Annotated in this window: 22 protein-coding genes; 7 read left to right on the forward strand and 15 right to left on the reverse strand. The window is 72.7% G+C overall.

All coding sequences use genetic code 11. The features are described from left to right. The first annotated feature begins 45 nt into the window (after nt 1–45). From nthB to PV364_RS00615, 3 genes are read left to right on the forward strand one after another with little or no spacing between them, the layout of a single operon-like run. Entirely contained in the window at nt 46–717 is a 672-nt protein-coding gene (gene nthB, locus PV364_RS00605) for a nitrile hydratase subunit beta (protein WP_319657533.1), read from the forward strand. Beyond that, on the forward strand, nt 714–1,310 hold the full coding sequence (nthA, locus tag PV364_RS00610) for a nitrile hydratase subunit alpha (RefSeq protein ID WP_319657534.1): 597 nt from the start codon (nt 714–716) through the stop codon (nt 1,308–1,310). Before nthB ends, nthA begins: the two co-directional genes overlap by 4 nt. Next, nucleotides 1,307–1,666 carry a nitrile hydratase accessory protein gene (locus PV364_RS00615; RefSeq protein ID WP_319657535.1) on the forward strand — a complete coding sequence of 120 codons (360 nt, stop codon included), beginning with the start codon at nt 1,307–1,309 and terminating at the stop codon, nt 1,664–1,666. Before nthA ends, PV364_RS00615 begins: the two co-directional genes overlap by 4 nt. Nucleotides 1,667–1,824: 158 nt before the next feature. On the opposite strand, the gene PV364_RS00620 is transcribed toward PV364_RS00615, so the two are convergent. Further along, nucleotides 1,825–2,232, reverse strand: coding sequence for a helix-turn-helix domain-containing protein (locus PV364_RS00620; protein WP_319657536.1), 408 nt, complete (start codon nt 2,230–2,232; stop codon nt 1,825–1,827). Nucleotides 2,233–2,343: 111 nt separating this feature from the next. Between PV364_RS00620 and PV364_RS00625 the strand changes: the two genes are divergently transcribed. Together PV364_RS00625 and PV364_RS00630 are read left to right on the forward strand one after the other, a co-directional pair. Next, nucleotides 2,344–2,997, forward strand: a complete 654-nt coding sequence (locus tag PV364_RS00625) for an FMN-dependent NADH-azoreductase (RefSeq protein WP_319657537.1) — start codon at nt 2,344–2,346, stop codon at nt 2,995–2,997. Between the two features lie 78 nt (nt 2,998–3,075). Next, nucleotides 3,076–3,339, forward strand: a complete 264-nt coding sequence (locus PV364_RS00630) for a hypothetical protein (protein WP_319657538.1) — start codon at nt 3,076–3,078, stop codon at nt 3,337–3,339. 88 nt (nt 3,340–3,427) lie between these two features. On the opposite strand, the gene PV364_RS00635 is transcribed toward PV364_RS00630, so the two are convergent. Continuing rightward, nucleotides 3,428–4,735 carry an FAD-binding oxidoreductase gene (locus PV364_RS00635; RefSeq protein ID WP_319657539.1) on the reverse strand — a complete coding sequence of 436 codons (1,308 nt, stop codon included), beginning with the start codon at nt 4,733–4,735 and terminating at the stop codon, nt 3,428–3,430. Next, complete coding sequence (locus PV364_RS00640) at nt 4,732–5,628, reverse strand: LLM class flavin-dependent oxidoreductase (protein ID WP_319657540.1); 897 nt, start codon at nt 5,626–5,628, stop codon at nt 4,732–4,734. The genes PV364_RS00635 and PV364_RS00640 overlap by 4 nt, the downstream gene beginning before the upstream one ends. A 228-nt stretch (nt 5,629–5,856) precedes the next feature. Between PV364_RS00640 and PV364_RS00645 the strand changes: the two genes are divergently transcribed. Further along, the gene (locus PV364_RS00645) at nt 5,857–6,576 is read left to right on the forward strand and encodes a hypothetical protein (RefSeq protein WP_319657541.1); all 720 of its coding nucleotides are present in this window, start codon (nt 5,857–5,859) and stop codon (nt 6,574–6,576) included. A gap of 110 nt (nt 6,577–6,686) precedes the next feature. Here the strand turns inward: PV364_RS00645 and PV364_RS00650 are convergent, their stop codons facing one another. The 3 genes from PV364_RS00650 to PV364_RS00660 form a co-directional block, all read right to left on the reverse strand. Next, the gene (locus PV364_RS00650; protein WP_319657542.1) at nt 6,687–7,175 is read right to left on the reverse strand and encodes a TetR/AcrR family transcriptional regulator; all 489 of its coding nucleotides are present in this window, start codon (nt 7,173–7,175) and stop codon (nt 6,687–6,689) included. 121 nt (nt 7,176–7,296) lie between these two features. Then, nucleotides 7,297–7,647, reverse strand: a complete 351-nt coding sequence (locus PV364_RS00655; protein WP_319657543.1) for a helix-turn-helix domain-containing protein — start codon at nt 7,645–7,647, stop codon at nt 7,297–7,299. A 34-nt stretch (nt 7,648–7,681) separates the two neighbouring features. Continuing rightward, nucleotides 7,682–8,293, reverse strand: a complete 612-nt coding sequence (locus PV364_RS00660) for an MEKHLA domain-containing protein (RefSeq protein ID WP_319657544.1) — start codon at nt 8,291–8,293, stop codon at nt 7,682–7,684. Nucleotides 8,294–8,642: 349 nt separating this feature from the next. Between PV364_RS00660 and PV364_RS00665 the strand changes: the two genes are divergently transcribed. After that, nucleotides 8,643–9,125, forward strand: a complete 483-nt coding sequence (locus PV364_RS00665; RefSeq protein ID WP_319657545.1) for a universal stress protein — start codon at nt 8,643–8,645, stop codon at nt 9,123–9,125. Between the two features lie 183 nt (nt 9,126–9,308). Here PV364_RS00665 and PV364_RS00670 read toward each other — a convergent pair whose 3' ends face one another. The 9 genes from PV364_RS00670 to PV364_RS00710 form a co-directional block, all read right to left on the reverse strand. After that, nucleotides 9,309–10,388, reverse strand: coding sequence for a sugar phosphate isomerase/epimerase (locus PV364_RS00670; RefSeq protein WP_319657546.1), 1,080 nt, complete (start codon nt 10,386–10,388; stop codon nt 9,309–9,311). A gap of 52 nt (nt 10,389–10,440) precedes the next feature. Beyond that, nucleotides 10,441–11,829 (reverse strand): alkaline phosphatase family protein, encoded by a 1,389-nt coding sequence (locus PV364_RS00675; RefSeq protein ID WP_319657547.1) that lies wholly within the window; start codon nt 11,827–11,829, stop codon nt 10,441–10,443. After that, nucleotides 11,826–12,995 (reverse strand): metabolite traffic protein EboE, encoded by a 1,170-nt coding sequence (eboE, locus tag PV364_RS00680; RefSeq protein ID WP_319657548.1) that lies wholly within the window; start codon nt 12,993–12,995, stop codon nt 11,826–11,828. The genes PV364_RS00675 and eboE overlap by 4 nt, the downstream gene beginning before the upstream one ends. 13 nt (nt 12,996–13,008) lie before the next feature. After that, on the reverse strand, nt 13,009–13,857 hold the full coding sequence (locus PV364_RS00685; protein WP_319657549.1) for a TatD family hydrolase: 849 nt from the start codon (nt 13,855–13,857) through the stop codon (nt 13,009–13,011). Continuing rightward, nucleotides 13,857–14,489 carry an EboA domain-containing protein gene (locus tag PV364_RS00690; RefSeq protein ID WP_319657550.1) on the reverse strand — a complete coding sequence of 211 codons (633 nt, stop codon included), beginning with the start codon at nt 14,487–14,489 and terminating at the stop codon, nt 13,857–13,859. The genes PV364_RS00685 and PV364_RS00690 overlap by 1 nt, the downstream gene beginning before the upstream one ends. Further along, the gene (locus PV364_RS00695; RefSeq protein ID WP_319657551.1) at nt 14,486–15,343 is read right to left on the reverse strand and encodes a sugar phosphate isomerase/epimerase family protein; all 858 of its coding nucleotides are present in this window, start codon (nt 15,341–15,343) and stop codon (nt 14,486–14,488) included. The genes PV364_RS00690 and PV364_RS00695 overlap by 4 nt, the downstream gene beginning before the upstream one ends. Continuing rightward, on the reverse strand, nt 15,340–16,473 hold the full coding sequence (locus tag PV364_RS00700) for an SCO3242 family prenyltransferase (protein WP_415924512.1): 1,134 nt from the start codon (nt 16,471–16,473) through the stop codon (nt 15,340–15,342). The genes PV364_RS00695 and PV364_RS00700 overlap by 4 nt, the downstream gene beginning before the upstream one ends. Beyond that, nucleotides 16,470–17,639, reverse strand: a complete 1,170-nt coding sequence (locus PV364_RS00705; RefSeq protein ID WP_415924517.1) for an inositol-3-phosphate synthase — start codon at nt 17,637–17,639, stop codon at nt 16,470–16,472. Before PV364_RS00705 ends, PV364_RS00700 begins: the two co-directional genes overlap by 4 nt. Before the next feature lie 75 nt (nt 17,640–17,714). Beyond that, nucleotides 17,715–21,332 (reverse strand): ThuA domain-containing protein, encoded by a 3,618-nt coding sequence (locus tag PV364_RS00710; protein WP_415924513.1) that lies wholly within the window; start codon nt 21,330–21,332, stop codon nt 17,715–17,717. Nucleotides 21,333–21,568: the final 236 nt, after the last annotated feature.

Consider the following 21,568-nt stretch of genomic DNA (forward strand, 5'->3'; position numbering starts at 1 on the left):
TTGTACGCATATGTCTGTTGCTGCAGAGGCGCGAGAGGTGGTGCCATGGAAGGGATCGCCGACATGGGCGGCACTGACGGCTGGGGCCGTGTGCGTCCACCACGCGGCGACGAACCGGTCTTCGCGGAGCCCTGGCAGGCGCGTGCGTTCGCGCTGACGATCCTCTCCGGTCGGGTCGCATGGGGCGACACCAACACGGACGCCTTCCGGCACGCGCTCGAGCGCCTGGACCGGGCGGCCTACCTGGACGAGGGCTACTACGGGCGCTGGCTCAACGGCGCGGAGCTGATGCTCACCGACAGCGCCTTCCTCGCGCCGGGCGCGATCGACGCCCGTGCCCGCAATCTGCGCGGCGAGCACGTGGCGGAGCCGCCGATCCCGGAACCCGCCAGGCCCGACTACGCGCCGACCGCCGAGGGTTCGCTGCGCACCGTGGAGGCCGCACCGGCCTTCGCCGTCGGCGAGCAGGTCCGCGCCAAGGACATGTCGCCGCCCGGGCACACGAGGCTGCCGGGCTATGTGCGCGGACACACCGGCATCGTCGAGGTCGTCCAGCCCGCCGCGCTGCTGCCCGACACCAATGCCCACTTCAAGGGTGAGCATCCGCAGCACGTCTACTCGGTCCGTTTCGACTCCCGGGAGTTGTGGGGTGCCGGGTCCGAGCCCTTCGCGGTCACCGCGGAGTTGTACGAGAGCTACCTGGAGACACCTTCATGACCGACGGCGGACAGGGCGGGCGCCCACCCGCGGCGCTGCGCGCCGAGGCCCTCGAGCAACTCCTCACCGAGCGGGGCCTGATCGACCCCAAGGTGATGGACGGCCTCATCACCGACTACGAGACCAACATCGGCCCGCTGAACGGCGCCAAGGTCGTCGCCAGGGCGTGGACCGACCCGGAGTACCGGCGCCGGCTGCTCGACGACGGCACCGCCGCCATCAGGGAGCTGGGCTTCTCGGGCCGGCAGGGTGAGCACATCGTCGTGGTCGAGAACACCCCGACCACCCACAACGTCATCGTGTGCACGCTGTGTTCGTGCTACCCGTGGCCGGTGCTGGGCCTCCCGCCGAGCTGGTACAAGGACCCGGCCTATCGTGCGCGCGTGGTCAAGGAGCCGCGCGTGGTGCTGTCCGAGATGGGCCTCGACCTCGATGACGACGTGCGGATCACCGTGCGCGACTCCACCAGCGAGGTCCGCTGGCTGGTGCTGCCGGAACGCCCGGCCGGCACGGAGCACCTGACGGAGGAGCAGCTCGTGCCACTGGTGACCCGGGACGCCATGGTCGGCGTGGCCAAGGCGAGGACGCCGTGACCGCCCCGCTCGACGCCGAGGGCCCGGCGGCCCCGCCGCGCTCCAACGGGGAGCTGACGTTCGCCGAGCCATGGGAGAGCCGCGCCTTCGGCATGGCCGTCGCCCTCTACGAGGCGGGCGCCTTCACCTGGCCGCGTTTCCAGGCGGCGCTGATCACCCGGATCGCGGTCTGGGACGCCGGGCACGACCACGACGACGAACCGTGGAACTACTACCAGCACTGGCTGGGCGCCTTGGAGGACGTGCTCGCCGGGGAAGGCACCGTGTCCGCCGACGAGGTCACCGCCCGGGCCCAAGCCCTGGACCGGCGCCCGCCGGGCCACGACCACCGCGACGGGCACGACCACCCGCGCTGACCCTCACCCGGTCCGGTGAGCGCGGCGTGCGAGACCGCCGGACAGCGCCGTACCAGGGTTCGCACGCGGCGCGGGCGCGCGCCGCCGTGGCATCGGGGAACCTGGTCGCAGGAGCCCCCGCCAGGGTCCGCGTCGGGGCCGCGTCCATCGGCCGGCCGTCACCCGGCGCCGCCCGGCGGCACGCCGCGGCGCCGGACCGGCGCCTCGTCCACGCGGCCGAGGCGCCGGGCGCTCCACATGGCCAGGGGTTGCAGGGCCTCCACGAGCGTCCGGCCCTCCGGGGCGAGGGTGTAGCGGATCTGCACGGGCGTGGTCGGCACCACCGTGCGCTCGATCAGCCCCTCGGCCTCCAGCTCCTTCAGACGCTGCGCGAGCAGGCGGTCGGAGATGCCGCTGACCATGGCCCGGTACTCGCCGAAGCGCCGGGCCCCGTGCGACGCCGCCTCCAGGATCCCGCCCGTCCAGCGGCGCCCTACGAGTTCCAGGGCGCCCTGGAGGTTCGGGCAGCTGCTGTCGTTGATGCCGCGGACGTCGCGCGGCCGGGGTGACGGGGTACTCGCTTCCACTTACCCAAGATTAGCACCTAATCCTTCCTTTGTTCCGGGGTGAACCCCTGGCGGACCGTGGACCCACGACCGGTCGTGCAAGAACCGCCCCTCCACCCCCCGGAAGACACCATGGCAACCCTGCTCCACCTCGACTCCTCCCTCCACCCCGGCGCGGACTCCGCTTCCCGCACCGTGGCCCGCACCTTCCGCGACGCCTGGCGGGAGCAGCATCCCGACGGCACCGTGGTCCACCGCGACCTCGCCGCGGCCCCGCTCCCCCACCTCGACGTCCACGCGTTCACCGCGGCCCTGGTGGACGCCACATCCCGCACCCCCGACCAGGCGGCGGCTTTCGCCAGGCGCCTGGACCTGATCGAGGAACTGGAGCAAGCCGACGCCGTCCTCATCGGCGCCCCGATGTACAACTTCACGATCCCCTCGACGCTCAAGAGCTGGATCGACCATGTGCTCGTGGTCGGCCGCACGACGGGGGACGCCTCCAGCGTGAAGGACCTGCCGGTCACCGTCGTCGCCAGCCGCGGCGGCTCCTACGCACCGGGCACCCCCCGGGCCTCGTCCGAGTACGTGCAGAACTACCTGCGGGCCATCCTCGGCGAGTACATGGGCCTGGACGTCGACTTCATCGTCCCCGAACTGACCGCGGCGGCGTCCAACCCGGCCATGAGCGAACTCGTGCCCCTGGCCGAGGCCTCCTGGACCAGGGCCCTGGAGGACGCCGCGGCCAAGGGCAAGGACACCGCACGGCGCGTCGCCGCACGCTGACCCGACGCGGCCGCGCCCGGCACCCCACGGTGCCGGGCGCGGCCTGCTGCACACACGGGGCCCGAACGAAGGAGCACCATGACCGTCCACCGCACGATCCGCGACAGCGCCGGCCCCGTGAGCGCCCAGGACGCCGCCACCGAGGACCTGGCACGCCTCGTGGAGGCCATCGCACGTTCCACGGACACCGCACCGGACAAGGTCCTGGCCGGGATGTCGGACGACGTCCTGGCCGGCGTCTTCCTCGTGTTCCTCGTGCGTGCGCACCGCCTCCGCGACGCCCGGCCGGCCCGGCCGCGGAGGAGCGCGACCGCCCCGGAGGCGGACCCGCGACGGCCGTAGGGAGAGGACGCGACCGCAAGCGACGACGACGGCGCTTGTGTCCGGAACCGGTTCCGGACACAAGCGCCGTCGTCGTCGGCCGTCCCGGTCAGAGGGCCCGTGGGCGCAGGACGCCGTCGGGGTCGTAGCGCCGCCGCAGTTCGGTGACGCGCGCGCCGGTCCCTCCCGGGTAGGCGCGGGCGAAGGTCTCCTCGTCGGGACGGCTCTCGAAATTCACGTAGGCGCCGTCGGTGCGCGGAAGCAGCGGCTTCCACGCGGCCGACAGCGTCTCGCCGTCCCCGGGAGGAAAGGCCGTGGCGGTGACGAGGGTCCGCTGGTGGCGGTGCGGGTAGGCAGTCGCGGCAGGGTCCATGTCGTTGACCGCGCCGCCCAGCGACCGCATCTGGACCAGGACGGGCTCGGGGGCGGTGACCGCCGCGACGAGTGACCTGGCCGCCTCCGGGGTCATCCGTGTGAGCAGCCCGTTGGTGGTCACGACCGGCATCTGTCCGTTGTGCCCGTGCAGTTGCGCCGTGGAGAGCAACTGCGGGTACGGCAGGACGTACGCCTGGTGGAGGACGGTGTCCCCCAGGCCCGCGAGCGGTTCCAGGGCGCCCCGGATGACGGACTCGCTGTCGGAGGCGACGATCGCGGTGACGGAGGCGACCGCGAAGGATCCCTGGCCGGAGAGGTTCACGGCGGTCGACAGCTCCCTGGGCGCCGCGGCCATCAGGGCGGCCCAGCGGCGCAGGGCCGTGCCCGCGGAGTCCACCACGACGGTGGCCTCGGCGTACCCGATCATGCCGAGTTCGACCGCCTCGATCTCGAAGGCGGTCGCGATCGCGGTGCCCGATCCGGCTCCGCGCATGGCCCACAGCAGGTCGGGCTCGTGCTCGGCGTCGGCGCGGACCAGCGAGCCGTCGGCCAGCACCACCTCGACGGCGCGCACGTGGTCGATGGTCAGCCCGTAGGAGCGCACCAGCCAGCCGATGCCTCCGCCGGTGGCCAGCCCGCCCACGCCGACATTGCCGTGGTCGCCGGAGCTGATGGCGAGCCCGTGCGGAGCAAGCGCCCGCGCGACCTCCGCCCAGCGGGCACCGGCCTCCACCCGCACGAGGCGCGCCCCGCGGTCCAGGACCCGCACACCGCGCATCGCGCTCAGGTCGATGACCAGCCCCCCGTCGTTGGTGGCGGCGCCCGACAGGCCGTGACCACCGCTGCGGACCGAGACGCGCAACCGCTGGTCCGCGGCGAGGGCCAGGGCGCTCGCCACGTCGCTCGGGGATTCCGGCAACGCGACCAGGGCGGGGCTGCCCGCGCGGGTGTAGGTGGAGCGGAGCGCGCCGTAGCGGCGGTCCCCGGGTGTGACGAGCTTGCCCGCGAGCCCCGGGGGAACCGGGCGCGGGACGGCGGTCATCGGGCGCTCCGCAGACGTGCGACGCGCTCGCGCACCGCCGGGACCACCTCTTCGGCGAACACCGCGAGCTGGCTCTCCGGCTCGGCGGCGGGCCAGAAGACGAAGGTGTCGAAGCCCAGTCCGACCGCCCACTCGCTGAGGGTGTCCACCCAGCGCCGGGCGTCCCCGACGAGCCCCGGGCCAGGCTGCCGGCCGATCACCCCGATGACGTTGTAGACGCGGCGGATCGACGCCGGTGCGCGCCCCGCGGCCTCGGCCGCCTCGTCGATGAGACGCTGGGTGCCGGGCACCCGCTCGGGGGGCACGTAGATGTTCAGCGGGGAGATCCAGCCGTCGGCGGCCCGGCCGGTCAGCGCGAGCATCCTGGGCTTCTGCGCGCCGAGCCACACGCCGGCCGGCGCGGGGGGTACCGGTCCCGCCCGGTAGCCCTCGACGGTGTGATGCGCGCTGCGGAGCCGCACCGGCCCGCCGGCGAGTGCGCCGCGCAGCAGGCTCACGGCCCCCTCGGTGAAGTCGACCATCGCCGCGCCGCTGCGGGGCACACCGCCCATCGAGGCGATCGCCTCCGGGAAGGCTCCGCCGCCGACCCCGAGCTGCACGCGCCCGCCGGTGAGCACGCTCAGCGAGGCGGCGGCCTTGGCCAGCATGGTCGGCGGTCGCAGTTGGAGATCGGCGACATCGGTGAGGAAGGAGATCCGTTGTGTCATCCCGGACAGGTGGCCGATCAGGGTCCACGCATCGAGGTGGCCGGGCTGGTAGGGGTGGTCCTGGACGGCGAGGTAGTCAAGGCCCCGCGCCTCGGCCTGCTGGGCGAGTGCCCTCGTCCGGGTCGGCGTCGCGGCATCGGGGTCCAGGCTCAGCCCGAACGAGAGGGGGTGTCCGTAGTCATTCATGACTCCACGTTGCGGACCGTGCCCGCCCGGACAAAGTGGAAGGTGAGCTACTAATCCCCAGTAAGTGGCGACGGCCGCGGATGCGCGACGTTTTCGCTTTGTGGGCCTCACGCGGGCCTGGGAAAATCGACGGCAAGGCCCGTACCGGGCGGACGTCCGGATCGGCACCACCCCCACCCGGAACGACCCCGCCGGGGTCGGCAGGGACCGGCGAACGGACACCGTGCTGTGGACCAATTACTGGCACAGATCCTCCAGGCGCACGGCGGCAGCGATCGCTACGCGCAGTTCTCCGAGCTCCGCGCGACGATCGTCACCGGGGGCGGTCTGTGGGCGATCAAGGGCGTGCCGCAGGATCCGGACCCGCGGGAGATGACCGTGCGGCTCCACGAGGAATGGGCGTCGGTCCGGCCCTACGGCGCACCCGACCAGCGGACCGCGTTCTCCCCCGGCCGGGTGGCGATCGAGCGGAGCGACGGGACCGTGGTCACGGAACGCCTGGACCCGCGGGCGTCCTTCGAGGGACACGAGTTCACCACGCCCTGGGACGCCCTGCACAGGGCCTACTTCAACGGGTACGCGCTGTGGACCTATCTGACCACTCCCTTCCTGCTCGCCATGCCGGGAGTCACGGTCACCGCCGTCGCCGACGTGCACGAGAACGGCGAACGGTGGCGTGGCCTGCGGGCCACCTTCCCCGACGGCATCGCCGGCCACAGCCGGGAGCAGGAGTTCTACTTCGGGGACGACCTCCTGCTGCGCCGGCACGACTACCGCGTCGACGTGGCGGGCGGGTTCCCGGCGGCCCAGTACCTCCACGACTACATCGAGGCCCAGGGTCTGCGCATGCCGTCCAGGCGCCGCGCCTACCGCTGCGGGGACGACGGCAGTGCCCTGCCCGACGCGTTGATGGTCGCGATCGACATCAGCGACCTGAGGTACAGCTGACCCGGGGCCCTCGCCGCCTCAGCCGAGTACGGACAGGGCGGCCTCCGCGGCCGCCATCAGCGAGGCCCGGTCCGGGTTGACGCCACCCATCACTTTCAGGCCCTGCATCGTCACCAGGAGGAACCTGGCCAGGTCGCGGGGATCACGGGCCGAGGACAGCAGCCCGTCCTCCTGCGCCTCGGCGTGACGTCGCGCAGCGCGTCCTCCAGCGAGGTGGTCGTCGAGCGCACGTGCGCGGCCACGTCGGCGTCGTGGGATACCCGCTCGGTGGTGGCGCCGACGATCAGACAGGCCTGCCGGCCGCCGTCGCGCACGATCCCGTCCACGGTCGCCACCATGACCTCGCGCAACAGCTCCCGCGCAGGTGCGCCACCGTGCAGCAGCTCGACCAGCGGCAGGGCGTACCGCTCGCGGTAGCGGTCCATGGCGGCCAGGTAGAGGCCCTCCTTGCTGCCGAAGGCCGCGTACAACGAGCCCCGGCCCACGCCCGTGGCGTCGACCAGGTCCTGCACCGAGGTGCCTTCGTAGCCCTTGCGGCGGAAGGCGTTCATCGCGGCATCCACAGCCGTCTCGGTGTCGAACTCCCTCACACGTGCCATGCCGCGGAGCATACACCCGACAGGAACGATCGATACAGATTTCCCGCGCGATACGGGTTCACGCGGGCGAGGAGAAATTGACCCTTCGTTCCGGATAAGGCCCGCCGCCCGGCCGGATGCGCTACGTCCCGGGGTAGTGCTCGTCGGCCCAGCGGGCCAGCGCGGTCAGGGCGGGACGCAGGGCGGCGCCCGCTTCGGTCACCTCGTAGCGGACGCGCAGCGGGGGCCCGGGGTCGACGTCCCGGACCACGAGTCCGGCGTCCACCAGCTCGGCGAGACGCTCCGAGAGCATGCGTTCGCTGATCCCGGGGACGGCTCGGCGCAGCTGGGCGTAGTACGTCGGCGACTCGGTGAGTACGGCCAGGACGAGACCGGTCCACCGCTTGCCGAACAGCCCGAAGACGCGCGCCAGGGTGGCGTCCACCTCGCGGCACGGCTCGTCGGGGCCGTCCGGCTCCGGCACACCGCTCATCGCGGCACCGGGAATGCCGCGGCGGCCGTCTGCCTCACGTCCGCGCCCCGGAAGCGGCGTCCGCCGCGTCCCCGATGTCCGGGTCGGTCGCGGCCGGGGAGGCCGGCGACGCCGGCGACCACGAGCCGAAGACCGCGGCCTGACCGTGCCGCTCGCCGTCGGCGTCCACCAGGTTCCACATGCAGACGTCCTCGATCCAGAAGTTCCGGCCGTCCTTGTGGAGGCGCAGTCCCCGGTAACCGTCGGCGTAGCCGCGGTCGTCGACCGCCGCCAGGAAGGCGTCCCGGTCCTCCTGGTCGCCGGGGCCGGCCGACAGGCGCGACGGCAGGCCGACGAATTCCTCCCAGGAGTAGCCGAAGCAGCGCTGCGCCGTGCGATTGGCGTAGACGAACCGCGGGTCGGCCGAGGTGTCGTGCACGAGCAGCCCGAACGGCGCGTCCTCGTAGAGCCATGCGGCGGCCTCGGCTTCAGAGGACCAGACCGGCGGGCAGAGCCCGACACCCACCAGGCGGCGGTGGCTGTCCAGGAGCAGGGACGCGAACCGGGAGCTCCGCACCGGGTCGGTGGACGCCGGTCCGGCCGCGGGTGCGGGTACCGGGGAAAGCTCGGACACGTCGGTCCCCGCCCCGCTGTTCGGCTCGGTCACGGACATCCTCCACTGGGTTGGCGGCACGGCACGGGCACGCCATCGTGACAGGGCCCTCGGTGATTCTAGGTCGCGTGAACCCGGGGTGAGCAGGCACGCGGGGGTGGCAGGCTGTCCCCGTACCCCTGCCCGGTGCCGGCCGCTCCACGTTCACGCCGTCGTACCCGGGGCGTCATCCGCGCCGCGGCAAGGCGACCGGTGGCGGGTGGTGGAACGCCAAGACGCGGCACGGACCCCCCATCCCGTCAACCGGGGATTCCCGCGACGAGCGGTGGTGATAGATGTACTGGGCCGGTATTCGCATGAACGGCTGCTTTTTCCAGAAGCTCTGTACGGAGATGAAGACGCAATGTTCCAGCGCATCATGGTCGCCATCGACCCCACCGCCGCCCGCCACACCGCCCTGCGCACGGCCCACGGCCTCGCCCGGCTCTCCGGCGCCCGGGTCCACGTCCTGCACGTCGCCACCTCCGCTGTGGCGTACAACGCGGTCATGCCTCTGGAGGACGACGCCGAGGCCAAGGCGATCCTGGCCGAGGCGCTCGCCGAGGTCCGCAAGGACGGGGTCGAGGCCGACGGCGCGCTCGCGACCGGCCTGGTCCAGCAGGTCCCCGAGACCATCACCGAGGAGGCCGAGAAGTTCGGGGCCGACCTGCTCGTCCTCAGCCCCCACCACCGCGGTTCCCTCGCGGCGCTGTTCAACCCCCGTATCAGCGACGCGATCGCGCACCGCGTGGGCATAGCCGTGCTCCTCGCCCCCGAGGACCCCGAGGCGGCCGAGAGCACCGAGAACGGCGGGAGCGCCGGGGCTGCCGCGGGCGACGCCGGCTGATCGTGCGCGCAGGCCGGTCGGCGAACCGGTCGTGAGGGCGGCAGGCCCGTGGGCATGCGCAGGCGCACTCCCCCGGGTCCGCGGCTCTTCCGCCGGCGCCTGGCAGAAACGCCCGTGCCGCCGCGCCCCGGTCGACGGGGTGCGGCGGCACCGGCGTTTCGGCGAGTGCCCGCGGAAGGACCGTCAGCAGTCCTTCTCGCGCAGCGAGTGCAGGTACGCGCTCGACCGGCGGGCGAAGGACAGGGAGTCGGCCGGGGCGTCGTGCTCGGTCTGCCAGTGGTGGGACGGGCGGTCGCCGTGGGTGCGCGTCACGGCCGAGATGAACCGCTGGTAGTCGATGTCCCCGTCGCCGACGTCGACCATGCGGTAGCCGTCGCCGGAGGTGTCGTCGCGCTCGCCGTCCTTGACATGGAAGAGCGGGTAGCGGTCGGGCTGCTTGAGGACGTAGCGCAGCGGGTCGAAGGGGGCGGGGGTGCCGTCGGCGCGCTGGGAGAAGCGGTGCTGCCCGACGAACGCCCAGTAGATGTCCATCTCCAGGTACACCAGGCGCGGATCGGTCTCGGCGAGGAGCACGTCGTACAGCCGGACGTTCGGGCGGTCGGTGGCGAAGGAGAACTCGTCGGCGTGGTTGTGCTGGTAGAACTTCATGCCGCGGGCCCTGGCGGCGGCGCCGAACACGTTGAACTCCTCGGCGCAGCGCTTCCAGCCGTCGACGGTGCTGCCGTAGCGCCAGGGGCCGGATGCGGTGCCGATGTGCTTCAGGCCCAGGGCCTCGGCGTCGTCGAGGACCTTGGTGAGGTTCTGGGCGAAGGTGTACGCGCCGGGGTCGCCGTCGTCGTAGTAGCCGACGTGGCTGCCGATGGCCTTCAGTCCGTGGTCGCGGGCGAGCCCGCGCAGCTGGGCGAGGGTGATCGCGCCGGCCGAACCCTGGGTGTAGCCGGCGTACTCCACCTCGTCGTAGCCGTACTTCTCGAGCTCTGCGAAGACGGGGGCGAAGCCGAGGGCGGCGACCTTGTCGCGCAGCGAGTAGAGCTGGATGCCGAGGCGGCCGGGAGGCAGCACGGGACGTCCGTGGCCGCCCTCGCCGTGGTTCTTGTGGTGGTCCTGGTCATGGCCCCTGCCGTGGGCGGCGGCGGAGGGGGCGGTGGCGCCGAGGAGGGCGGCCGCGGAGGCGCCGGCGGCGACACCGAGCATGCCGCGTCTGCTGAGCTTGCGGCTGAGCTCCGGGTCAGGGGTGCTGTTTGTACGACTGTTGCCGCTCATTGTGGATAACTCCGAGTTGTCGGTGGGGTCTGGTTCAGTTGGATCAGTGAGGTCAGTGCAGTCCTGCCAACCGCAGGAGCAGGGACTTCACATCGGTGGCCGCGACGCGGCCGCTGAGGGCACGGGGGACGGAGCAGAGAATGAGGGGACCTTCGTCGTCGCTCGCCGGCAGGCGGCCATGGCTGCCGCGAATAGGCGAGGGATCGAGCGGTACGACCGCCATGCGGTAGCGCATGCCGAGCTTCTTGCGGGCGAGGGCCGTCGCCGCCTTGACACGGACGTAGGGGTCGGCGGGGTCCATGAACAGCTCGACGGGGTCGTAGCCGGGTTTGCGGTGGATCTCGACGAGCTGCGCGAAGTCCGGCGCGCGGTCGTCGTCGAGCCAGTAGTAGTACGTGAACCACGCGTCGGGGTCGGCGACGGCCACGAGTTCGCCGGAGCGGTGGTGGTCGAGACCGTGCCGCTTCTTGCCCTCGTCGTCGAGGAGTTCGGCGATCCCCGGCAACACGGCGAGGGTCGCACGGGTGGCCTCGAGGTCCTCGGGGCGGCGCACGTACACATGGGCGATCTGGTGGTCGGCGACCGCGAAGGCACGGGAGGCCATCGGGTCGAGGTACTCCATGCCGTCCTGCGTGTGGACCTCGAGCAGGCCGGCGCGGCGCAGCGCCCGGTTGATGTCGATGGGACGGCTCACCGGGGTGATGGCGTACTCGGACAGGACGATCACGGTGCGCCCTTCGCGCCGCGCGTCGTCGAGGAGCGGGGCCATCGCCGTGTCCAGGTCCGCGGCGGCCCGGCGGGAGCGGGGGTCGTCCGGTCCGTGGCGCTGCAGGTCGTAGTCGAGGTGCGGGAGGTAGCAGAGGGCGAGGTCGGGGGTGCGGGTGCGCAGGATGTGCCGGGTGGCGTCGACGATCCAGCGGCTGGAGACGATGTCGGCGCCCGGACCCCAGAAGTGGAAGAGGGGGAAGGTGCCGTACGCCTCGGTGAGTTCGTCGTGGAGCTCCGGCGGGCGGGTGTAGCAGTCGGGTTCCTTGCGGCCGTCGGCGTAGTAGACGGGGCGCGGGGTGACCGTGATGTCGGTGTCGGCGCCCATCGCGTACCACCAGCAGATGTTGGCGACGGTGTAGCCGGGGTGGGCGCGTCGGGCGGCGTCCCAGAGCTTGTCGCCGGCGACCAGCCAGTTGTGCTGGCGCCACAGCAGGACGTCGCCGAGCTCGCGGAAGTACCAGCCGTTGCCGACGATGCCGTGTTCGGAGGGAAGGGAGCCGGTGAGGAAGGTGGACTGCGCGGCGCAGGTGACGGCCGGGAGGACGGTGCCGAGCGGGGCCCGGGAGCCCCCGTCGGCGAATCGCCTCAGGTGCGGCATGTGCTCGAGCAGCCGCGGCGTGAGGCCGACGACGTCCAGGACCAGGAGCGGGGTCGGCCCGGGGGTGGCGTTCATGGCAGTTCCTTGAGGCCGAGGTCGTGAAGGAGGTCGCGGGCGAGGCCGAGTTCGGCCGCGATCCCGTCGGCGAGCTGGGCGCGGGTGCGCGGGCGCAGCTCGGCGGGGAGCGCCTGCCAGGTGTAGGTCTCGACCTCCAGGTGGTGGGTGAGCGGTACGGGACCGCCGACGAGGCGGCCGAGGGCGTCCTTCAGGACGCCGAGGGTGGAGGTGAGGGGTGGTGCCGGTGGCGCGTGCAGGGGCACGTGGAAGTGCGAGCGCCAGGGGGCGTCCGTGGGAAGGGCGTCCGGGGTGAGTGCCTCGTGGAGGTCGTCGGTGCTGTGGAGGCCGTCGTCGGTGCGGGTGCGGGTCTGGTGCAGGAAGCGGGGTTCGGCGAAGGCGGCCAGTGCGTCGCGTACGCCGGGGAGATCGGGGTGTTCGGCGTGCAGGGCGGCGGAGAGCTGGACCTTGGGGATGGCGATGCCGGCGGCGGTGAGCGCGTTCAGCGCCGCGACGGGTTCTTCGAAGGAGGTGGCGAGATGGCAGGTGTCGACGCAGATGCCGATGCGGGGGTGCGCGACGGCCGTCAGGGGTCCGATCGCGTCGGCGGTGGTCTCGATGGTGCAGCCCGGCTCGGGTTCCAGGGCGATCCTGATGGACTTCCCGGTGAGCTCGGCGAGGGCGTCGAGATGTTCGGCCAGGGTGGTGAGGGCGGTGCGGGCGGTCGCGGCGGCGCGCTCGTCGAACCGGGTGCGCCAGGCGAGCGGGAGGGTGGAGACGGACCCCTCCGTGACGTCGTCCGGGAGCAGGGCGGCGAGCAGGTCGGCGAGGACGCTGGTGTAGGCGAGGCGTTCGGGTTCGGTCCAGTCGGGCCGGTAGACGCGGTACTTGACCTCGTTCGCGCCGAACCCCTCGTACGGGAAGCCGTTGAGGGTGACGACCTCCAGACCGCGCCGGTCGAGGGCGGAGCGCAGTCCGCGCAGGGACGCCGGATCGGTGTGCAGGGCGCGCGCGGCGTCCTTGGCGAGCCACAGGCCGATGCCGAGGCGGTCGCGGCCCAGGCGCCTGCGGACGGGTTCGCAGTGGTCGCGGAGCTGGGCCAGGACCCCGTCGAGCGTCTCCGCGGGGTGCACGTTGGTGCAGTACGACAGGTGGACGACGGAACCGTCGGGATGGCGGAAGCGCATGGTTGCCGTCCCCTCATTCCCCGCCGCGGAGCACGGAGTTGCCCTCGTGCAGGGCCCCGGTGGCGGGGGCCTCCAGATGGAGCCTGCCGCTGCGGCCGTAGAAGGCCACGGGATTGCGCCACAGGACCTGGTCGACGTCGTCGTCGCCGAAGCCGGCGGCCAGCATCGCGTCGGCGGTGCGCCGGGTCTTGAGGGGGTCGCTCTTGCCCCAGTCGGCGGCGGAGTTGACGAGGATCTTCTCCGTGCCGTGGGCCTTCAGTACGGCGACCATGCGGTCCTCGTCCATCTTCGTGTCGGGGTAGACGGAGAACCCGAGCCAGCAGCCGCTGTCGGCGGCCTCCTTGACGGTGGTCTCGTTGAGGTGGTCCAGGAGGACGTGTTCGGGGTCGAGCGACGACTCGCGGACGACGTCGATGGTGCGGCGCATCCCGGCGAGCTTGTCCCGGTGCGGGGTGTGCACGAGGGCGGGCAGTCCGTGGTCCGCGGCGAGCTGGAGCTGGGCGGCCAACGCGGTGTCCTCGGCCGGCGTCATGGAGTCGTAGCCGATCTCCCCGACGGCGACGACGTTGTCCTTGACCAGGTAGCGGGGCAGGGCGTCCAGGACGGGAGTGCAGCGCGGGTCGTTGGCCTCCTTGGGGTTCAGGGCGATGGTGCAGTGGTGGGCGATGCCGTACTGCGCCGCGCGGAAGGGTTCCCAGCCGAGGAGGGAGTCGAAGTAGTCGAAGAACGACTCGGGCGAGGTACGGGGCTGTCCGAGCCAGAAGGAGGGTTCGACCAGGGCGCGCACACCGGCGTCGTGCATGGCCTGGTAGTCGTCGGTGGTGCGGGAGGTCATGTGGATGTGGGGGTCGAAGATGCGCATCAGGGCTGCTCCGTGGGGGAGGTCAGGGCGAGGAGGCGGTGGAGGTCGACGGGGACGGGCCGGCCCGCGGCGGTGCGCTCGGCGGCGTAGTCGCCGAGCATGCGGGCCAGTTCGGCGTCGCCTCGGGCGCGGTCCTCGAGCCGGTCTGCCGCGTCCACGGGGACGCCCGTGAACAGGCACTTCAGAAGGGCCTGCCGCCAGGCGTGCGGGTCGAGGTGCTCGGCGGCGTAGGGGCCGACGGCGGCGGCCACCAGCCGGGTGTCGTTGGTGCGCAGCGCGTCCTCGACGAGGGGCAGACCGTCCGCGGGCTCGGGTGTCAGGTGCGGAAGGACGAGGAGGACCGCGCGGCGTTCCGCGGCGGTGCCCTGCCGGTACAGCCGCGTCAGGGTGCGGGCGTCGGGGCGTGCCTCGCGGAGCAGAAGGACGCGCACGGCGTCGGCCTGGTCCTGCCCGCAGTGGCGGCCGGCGGAGGCGAAGCTCAGCTCCCAGGGGGCTACGGTGCGTCTGCGGCCCGGGGCGTCGTCCCGGGCCGCGGTGGCGCTGCGGGCGGCGTCGGCGAGGGCTGTGTCGAGCCAGGTGCGGGCGTCGTCGCCGAGCCGGTTGCGGAGGTCCTCACGGGTGGGTGGGGTCATGCCGTTGCTCCGATCGTGGGGGCGTGGGAGCGCAGGAAGTCGAGGGAGGTGCGCGCGAGTTCGGGTCCCGCGTGGGAGTGGCGGGGCAGTTCGACGACGGTCAGGCCCTGGTAGCCGGTGTCAGCGAGGGCCTGGAGCACGGGCGGGAAGTCGATCTCGCCGTCACCGAAGGGGAGGTGTTCGTGGACGCCGCGGCGCATGTCCTCGATCTGGACGTGCCGGAGCCAGGGTGCGGCCCGCGTGACGCACTCGGCCGGGGCGTCGGGTTCCAGGCATTGGCAGTGGCCGATGTCGAGCGTGAGGCCGAGCGGGCCGGGGTCGCCGAGGAGTGCGCGCAGGTGGTGGAAGTCCTCCAGGCGCGCGAGGAGATGGCCCGGTTCGGGTTCGACGGCGAGCGGGACGCCGGCGGTGGCGGCGGCGTCCAGGACGGGGGTGAGGGCGGACTGAAGGCGGTCCCAGGCGACGGCGGGCGAGGTGCCGTCGGGGGTGATGCCGCTGAAGCAGTGCACGGCGTGTGCGCCGAGGTCCGCGGCGACCTGCACGGCCCGCACCAGCAGCCCGGCGCGGCCGGCGCGGGCGTCGGGGTCCGGGTCGAGGAGGGAGGGGCCGTGCTTGCGCCGCGGGTCGAGGACGTAGCGGGCACCGGTCTCGACGGTGACCTGGAGGCCGAGCCGGTCCAGGCGCCCCGCGAGGCGCCGGGTGCGGCCGGCGAGATCGGGCGCGAGGGGGTCCAGATGCATGTGGTCGAGGGTGAGTCCGACGCCGTCGTAGCCGAGGTCGGCGAGGAGGGCGAGCGCGTCGTCGAGACGGAGGTCGGTGAGGCCGTTGGTTCCGTAGCCGAGGCGCAGGGTCATGTGGGGCTCACCTTCCGGGCCAGCCGCCGGGCCAGGGGGCCGAGCGCGAGGACCGCCAGCGCGGTGGTGCCGGCGCCGGAGCGGGCCGCCAGGGCCGCCTGCAGCGGGATCATGGCGCGGATTCCGGCGCCGACTCCCCGTTGGGTCAGCGGCGGTGAGGGATTGAGAGCGGCGTGCAGGAAAGGGGTGAGGGCGGTACGGGCGTAGGAGGCCGCCGCCAGGGCGGCGACGACCCGGGGCGGGTTCACCGGTCGCCGGGCCGCGCGTGCGCGGACCCCGGCGCGGCGGCCGGCGGACGCCGGGAGAGCCGCGTCACCCGGGGACCGCCGGGAGGCGCGGAGCGAGCGGAGTGCGTCGGCACCGCCGGCGGTGAGGGTGGCGATGCCCGCGGTCACGGCCACCGCCGCCAGCGGAGCCGCCGTGGAACGGCCCTGCGTCTCGTGCCGGGACACCGATGTCACGGCGTAGGTGTGCGCGCCGAGCACTCCCGCATGGGGCAGGGCTGCGGCGAATGCGCCTGGGCGGGTGGCCGTCGCGCCGAGGAGGAGGTCGAGCGCGCGGGCCGAGGCCATGGCCGCCGGCCCGGCCGAGGTGTGTTTCAGCGCCAGGTCGTAGGACCAGACCGTCGCCGCCAGGGCCGTGGCGGCGACCAGCGGGGCGCGCCCCGCGCGGCGGGCGAGCGCCAGCCCCGCCACGGTGAGCGCCCCGGCTGCCGTCAGGGCCGCCGCGGGGGTGATCCGGCCCGACGGGATGGGGCGGTGCGGGCGGTCGACGGCGTCCTCGTCACGGTCGGCGTAGTCATTGAGGGCCATGCCCGCGTGGTAGAGGCACAGTGACGTCCCGACGGCGAGGAACGTGCCGCGGTGCGGGCGCCTCCCGGCGGCCGCCGCGCCCGCGAGGGCGTCACCGGGCACAGTGAACAGGGCGGAGATGCGCAGCAGTTCGGCCCACGCCCAGAACCGCGCGGCCGGTACCGGCGCGTCGGGCGCCGGAGCGCCGTCCGCCTGCCGGGCGGCGCCGTCGCAGGCTCTCCCGTGCCGACCCGGGGCACACGGGCACGGCTCCCCCGCCGTCGGGACCCGGCCCTCCGCGGCGACGGCGGAGGTCTGCGGGACCGGTGGGGGCGTCACCGTGACTCCCCCAGCCTGGCGGCGAGGGTGAGCAACGCGGCGTACTGGTCGGCCAGCGAGGCGGGGGCACCCGGGTCGGGGTCCTTGAAGTAGAAGGCGAGCTCGGGCAGCGGGCCGGTCAGTCCGGCCTCGTGGGCGCGTGCGACCAGCCGGGCGAGGTCGAGGACGAGGGGCGCCGCCAGGGCGGAGTCGCACCCCTGCCATGTGGTCTGCAGGACCATGCGGGTGCCGAGGAAGCCGTCGAAGGCGATGTGGTCCCAGGCGGTCTTCCAGTCGCCGAGAGCCGGGACGTCGTCGATGTGCACCTCGCCCTCGGGTGCGCCGCCGAGGATGTCGGCGAGGACGCGCTCCTTCCCGGCGTTCTTGGCCGCGGCCGCCGCGGGGTCCGCGAGCGCCGCCCCGTCGCCGCCGCCGAGCAGGTTGCTGCCGGACCACGCCCGCACCGCCAGCGCGCGCTGCACGAACATCGGGGCGAGGACGGAGCGGAGCAGGGTCTGCCCGGTCTTCCCGTCCCGGCCGGCGTACGGCAGCCCTCGTGCGGCGGCCGCGTCGGCGAGGGCTGCGGTCCGTATCCCGGTGGACGGGGTGAAGTTCACGTAGGAGCAGCCCGCATCGACCGCCGCGGCGGCGTAGAGGGAGCTCGCCGGCAGGCGGGTGCTGCCGGGTTCCGGCACGGCTTCGGTGGAGGCGACGTTGACGACCACCGTCCGGCGCAGGGCGTGGCGCCGGGTGAAGGAGGTGATGTCCGCGGCGAACGCCGCGATCAGTTCCTCGTCGCCGCGGGTGTCGCCCGGAAGGGGGCCGCCGGTGCGGATCTCCTGGTCGGCGGCGGCGAGTTCGGTGTGCAGCGCGGACGGCAGGCCGTGCGGCAGGACGCCGCCCTCCGCGAGGAGTTCGGCCCGCTTGCCCAGGGGGCAGGCAGCCGTGTCGTGTCCGCCGAAGACCAGGGACGACAGCGCCGGAAGACCGGCCTCGGCGAAGGGCGGGGTCTCGGTCACCATGCCTGTCGCCGGGCGGAGCCCGGCGGTGACCGCCGCGCATCCGGCGACGGCCGTGGTGGCGACAGAGCCGCGGGCTCCGATGAGCCACACTCCGGTGCGGTCGGGCGACGGGCGGTCTGGTTCCTGGGCGTGCGGATGCGTCACGGCTGCCTCTCCCTGCTCCATGGGGGTGGGGGCGGCGGGCGGGGGCACGGCGTCTCCCCGCCCGCCGCCGGCTCGTGGGTGCCGGCAGGGACTGCCCTACGAGGAGGGCAGCTCCTTGATCTGGACGTTGCGGAAGGACACCTGGTCGTCGGCCCCGTGGTTCTGCAGGCCGATGTAGCCGTCCTTCAGGCTGCGGGCGGGGTCGGTGTTGGTGAAGTCGTTGATCTTGACTCCGTTGAGGAAGACCTGGAGCCGCTCGCCTTGGACCTTGATCTCGTAGCTGTTCCACTGGCCCGGAGGCCGCAGCACCTGGTCGCGGGCCTTGAGGTTGGCCGACTTGAAGGTGTAGACGGCGCCGGTGGTGCGGTCCGGGGCGTCGGTGGCGTCGATCTGGACCTCGTAGCCCTTGTCCACCGCGGACCAGGGATCGTCGGAGGCCGGGAAGCCCACGAAGACACCGGAGTTGTCGTCGCCGTCCATCTTCCAGTCGAGCTTCAGCGAGTACGAGCCGAACTGCTTGGCCTGGTACCACAGCAGGCCCATACCGCCCTCGGTGCGCAGTTCACCGTCGACGACGTTGAACGTACCGGGGCCCGCCTGCTTCCAGCCCTCCAGGGTGTGCCCGTTGAACAGGTCCCGGTAGCCCGTCTGCGGCTTGCAGTCGGCCTTGGCCTGCCCGACGGCGTAGCGCAGACCGCCCAGGAGGTGCTGGCGGAAGGCCGGCTCGGCGTAGGACTCCTTGGTGTGCCCGAGACCGGTGTAGAAGGAGCGGCCGGACTCATAGGTCTGGCACCACGCGATCGGGTGGTCGCCCTTCATCGTGCCGCCCTGGTAGGTGGTCTCGTCCAGGGTGGCGAGGACGTGAACCTGGCCGCGCGGGTTGGTGCGGTAGTTGTACAGCTCGTCGGTGTGCTCCCAGCCGGCCTCGTCGAGGTGCGCGGTGGCCGGGTGGACGTGGTCCTCGGTGCGGACGGTGGCCTTCTGGATCTGCGGGTGCCCTTGGAAGTAGGCACCGACGAGGCCGCCGTAGAAGGGCCAGTCGTACTCGGTGTCGGCGGCGGCGTGGACGCCCATGTAGCCGCCCCCGCCCTTGACGTAGTTCTCGAACGCCTGCTGCTGCTCGGCGTTGAGCACGTCACCGGTGGTCGACAGGAACACCACGGCGTCGTAGCGGGCCAGGTTGTTCGTGGTGAACTGCTTCGGCTCCTCGGTCGAGTCGACGGTGATGTTGGCGGAGGCTCCGAGCTCCTTCAGCGCGGCGATGCCGGTCGGGATGGCGTCGTGGCGGAAGCCGGCGGTCCTGGAGAAGACCAGGACGCGCTTGGCGGCGCGGTCGGCCGGAACGTCGGAGAGCTCGAAGTCGTCCAGGTCGTACAGCGCCCCGGAGCCGCCCTTGAAGACCAGGAAGAGCTCGGTGGTCTTCTTCGGCACGGCCCGCAGCGGCACGTCGATCTCCTGGAAGGTCTCCCAACTGCCGGTGACCGGGACGGGCGCGGAGCCCAGGATCGGGCCGGTGGCCGAGCCGGTGCGCACCTCGAGGAAGCCGCCGGAGCCGCCGGAGGAGACCCGGGCGGTCAGCCGGACGGAGCCGGCGAGGTTGTACGGCTTGAAGGAGATCCAGTCGCTGTCGTCGATGTTGCCGACGGTGCGGCCGCCGTGGGCCTCGGCCTTGTCGAAGAGGTCGACGCCGGACGAGGAGGTGAAGTGCTCGGCCTGCCGGTGGCGCGGCTGGAGCTGCGCCTGGTCGTGGCCGGCGAGCGCCTCCTGGCCGCCGCCCCCGCCGTCGGTGTACTCGGCGTCGATGACGCCGAAGATGTTGGCGTTGGGGTCGTGGCCGCCGTCGGCGGAGGTCTTGATGGTGCCGGAGCAGCCGTTGACGGAGGTCACCGGGTGGCCGTGGCTGTCGTGGCCGAGGATGTAGGTGACCTTGACCTTGGAGCAGTCGACGGTCCCGTCCTCGGGGTCGGTGACGGTCACATCGAAGGGGATCTCGTCGCCGAAGCTGAACAGGGCGCCTTCGGCGGGCAGGTTCAGGGTCACCTTGGGCGCGGTGTTGCCGACCACCACCTGGACGCTCGCGGACGCGGTGCGGCCGGTCGGGTCCTTGACGGTGAGGTTGGCGGTGTACGTGCCGTTCGTGCGGTAGGTGTGCGCGGGGTCGGCCGCGGTGGAGGTGCCGCCGTCACCGAAGTCCCAGGCGTAGGTGAGGGCGTCGCCGTCGGGGTCGGTGGTGCCGGCCGAGGAGAAGGTCACCTTCAGCGGGGCGGTGCCGGAGGTCTTGTTCGCGGAGGCCTCGGCACTCGGGGAGCGGCCGTCGGTGGCGTTCTCGATCCGGTACAGGGCGGAGTGCTCGTCGCCGCCGAACCAGGCGGTGCCGTAGTCGAGGACGTAGAGCGCGCCGTCCGGGCCGAAGGCCATGTCCATGATCTGCGTCCCGGTCCAGGGAACGTCGTTGATGGACTGGACGGTGCCGTTGTCGTCCTGGTCGATGCGCTTGATCCAGCGGCGCCCGAACTCACCGGCGAAGAAGTCGCCGTCGTACGCCTCGGGGAACTTCACCGGGGAGTCCAGTTCGGGGTCGTACCGGTAGACCGGGCCGCCCATCGGGGACTCCGAGCCGCTGCCGAACTCCGGCACGGAACCGCCGTCGTAGGGGATCCACGCCGCCTGCGCGGGCGGCAGGTCGGTCAGGCCGGTGTTGTACGGCGAGTCGTTCTTCGGCGCGGCGCAGTCGAAGGTCGCTCCGGACTGCCCGGTCGCGAAGTCGTAGTCGACGTAGGGGTCGTTCTTCCCGGTGCAGAAGGGCCAGCCGAAGTTGCCGGCCTTCGTCACCCGGGCGAATTCGACCTGGCCGCCGGGACCGCGACTGGGGTCGGCCGCGCCGGCGTCCGGCCCGTAGTCGCCGACGTAGGCGATGCCGGTCTTCTTGTCCACGCTGAAGCGGAACGGGTTGCGGAAGCCCATGGCGTAGATCTCGGGCCGGGTCTTGTCGGTTCCCGGGGCGAAGAGGTTGCCCTCGGGGATCGTGTACGACCCGTCGGCCGCGACCTTGATGCGCAGCAGCTTGCCGCGCAGGTCGTTGGTGTTGCCCGAGGTCCGCCGGGCGTCGTAGGCGGGGTTGCGGCCCGGCCGGTCGTCGATGGGTGCGAATCCGTCGGAGGCGAACGGGTTGGAGTCGTCGCCGGTCGACAGGTACAGGTTGCCCTGGGCGTCGAAGTCGATGTCGCCGCCGACGTGGCAGCAGATGCCGCGGGTCGTCGCGACGTCGAGGACCTTCTTCTCGCTGGCGTTGTCGAGGGTCCAGTCCGCCTTGAGGGTGAAGCGCGAGAGCCGGTTGACGCCGTCGAACTTCGCGAAGTCGGCCGCCGTGCCCTGGTCGGGCGCGTCGCCGGCGGGGGTGTCGAGCGGGGGCGCGTAGTAGAGGTAGATCGCCCGGTTCTGGCTGAAGGCCGGGTCGATGCCGACGCCCTGAAGGCCCTCCTCGTCGTGGGTGTAGACGGGGACGGTGCCGATCACCGTGGTGGTGCCGGCGGCGTCGGTCCTGCGCAGCTCGCCGTCGCGCGAGGTGTGCAGCACGCTGCGGTCGGGCAGGACCGCGAGCGACATGGGCTCGCCGGTCTCGGTCTCCCCCTTGGCGAGGGTGACCTGCTGGAACTGCTCGGCCGCCGCCGCGGCGGCGGGCTCCGTGTCGAGCGGGCTGGCCGATGCCCCCATCGGGGCCGCGACGACGAGGGAGGTCGCCGCGAGGAGGCTGCCGGTGAGGAGCGCTAATCCCTGTCGGATACGGGAACGGTGTGCTCCGGGCCGTTGTCTGTGCACGTGTGTCCTCCGGAGGAACGGTCGTACGGGCGGATGGTGCTGCCGTGCGGTATTTCCCGGGGACCGGCGTGCGCCGTCACGCTGGTCGGGTCACTCGAGCAGGACCGGCCTCATGTTTCAGGCCCATGTCC

The sequence above is a fragment of the Streptomyces sp. MI02-7b genome (assembly GCF_033793585.1).
GTDB lineage: Bacteria > Actinomycetota > Actinomycetes > Streptomycetales > Streptomycetaceae > Actinacidiphila.

Excerpts from the sequence above, each read along its gene's own strand:
- nthB (WP_319657533.1), top strand. The coding sequence starts at position 46 with ATGGAAGGGATCGCCGACATGGGCGGCACTGACGGCTGGGGCCGTGTG.
- nthA (WP_319657534.1), top strand. The coding sequence starts at position 714 with ATGACCGACGGCGGACAGGGCGGGCGCCCACCCGCGGCGCTGCGCGCC.
- PV364_RS00625 (WP_319657537.1), top strand. The coding sequence starts at position 2,344 with ATGGCAACCCTGCTCCACCTCGACTCCTCCCTCCACCCCGGCGCGGAC.
- PV364_RS00630 (WP_319657538.1), top strand. The coding sequence starts at position 3,076 with ATGACCGTCCACCGCACGATCCGCGACAGCGCCGGCCCCGTGAGCGCC.
- PV364_RS00635 (WP_319657539.1), bottom strand. The coding sequence starts at position 4,735 with ATGACCGCCGTCCCGCGCCCGGTTCCCCCGGGGCTCGCGGGCAAGCTC.
- PV364_RS00640 (WP_319657540.1), bottom strand. The coding sequence starts at position 5,628 with ATGAATGACTACGGACACCCCCTCTCGTTCGGGCTGAGCCTGGACCCC.
- PV364_RS00650 (WP_319657542.1), bottom strand. The coding sequence starts at position 7,175 with ATGGCACGTGTGAGGGAGTTCGACACCGAGACGGCTGTGGATGCCGCG.
- PV364_RS00655 (WP_319657543.1), bottom strand. The coding sequence starts at position 7,647 with ATGAGCGGTGTGCCGGAGCCGGACGGCCCCGACGAGCCGTGCCGCGAG.
- PV364_RS00665 (WP_319657545.1), top strand. The coding sequence starts at position 8,643 with ATGTTCCAGCGCATCATGGTCGCCATCGACCCCACCGCCGCCCGCCAC.
- PV364_RS00670 (WP_319657546.1), bottom strand. The coding sequence starts at position 10,388 with ATGAGCGGCAACAGTCGTACAAACAGCACCCCTGACCCGGAGCTCAGC.
- PV364_RS00675 (WP_319657547.1), bottom strand. The coding sequence starts at position 11,829 with ATGAACGCCACCCCCGGGCCGACCCCGCTCCTGGTCCTGGACGTCGTC.
- eboE (WP_319657548.1), bottom strand. The coding sequence starts at position 12,995 with ATGCGCTTCCGCCATCCCGACGGTTCCGTCGTCCACCTGTCGTACTGC.
- PV364_RS00685 (WP_319657549.1), bottom strand. The coding sequence starts at position 13,857 with ATGCGCATCTTCGACCCCCACATCCACATGACCTCCCGCACCACCGAC.
- PV364_RS00690 (WP_319657550.1), bottom strand. The coding sequence starts at position 14,489 with ATGACCCCACCCACCCGTGAGGACCTCCGCAACCGGCTCGGCGACGAC.
- PV364_RS00695 (WP_319657551.1), bottom strand. The coding sequence starts at position 15,343 with ATGACCCTGCGCCTCGGCTACGGAACCAACGGCCTCACCGACCTCCGT.
- PV364_RS00705 (WP_415924517.1), bottom strand. The coding sequence starts at position 17,639 with ATGGAGCAGGGAGAGGCAGCCGTGACGCATCCGCACGCCCAGGAACCA.
- PV364_RS00710 (WP_415924513.1), bottom strand. The coding sequence starts at position 21,332 with ATGGGGGCATCGGCCAGCCCGCTCGACACGGAGCCCGCCGCCGCGGCG.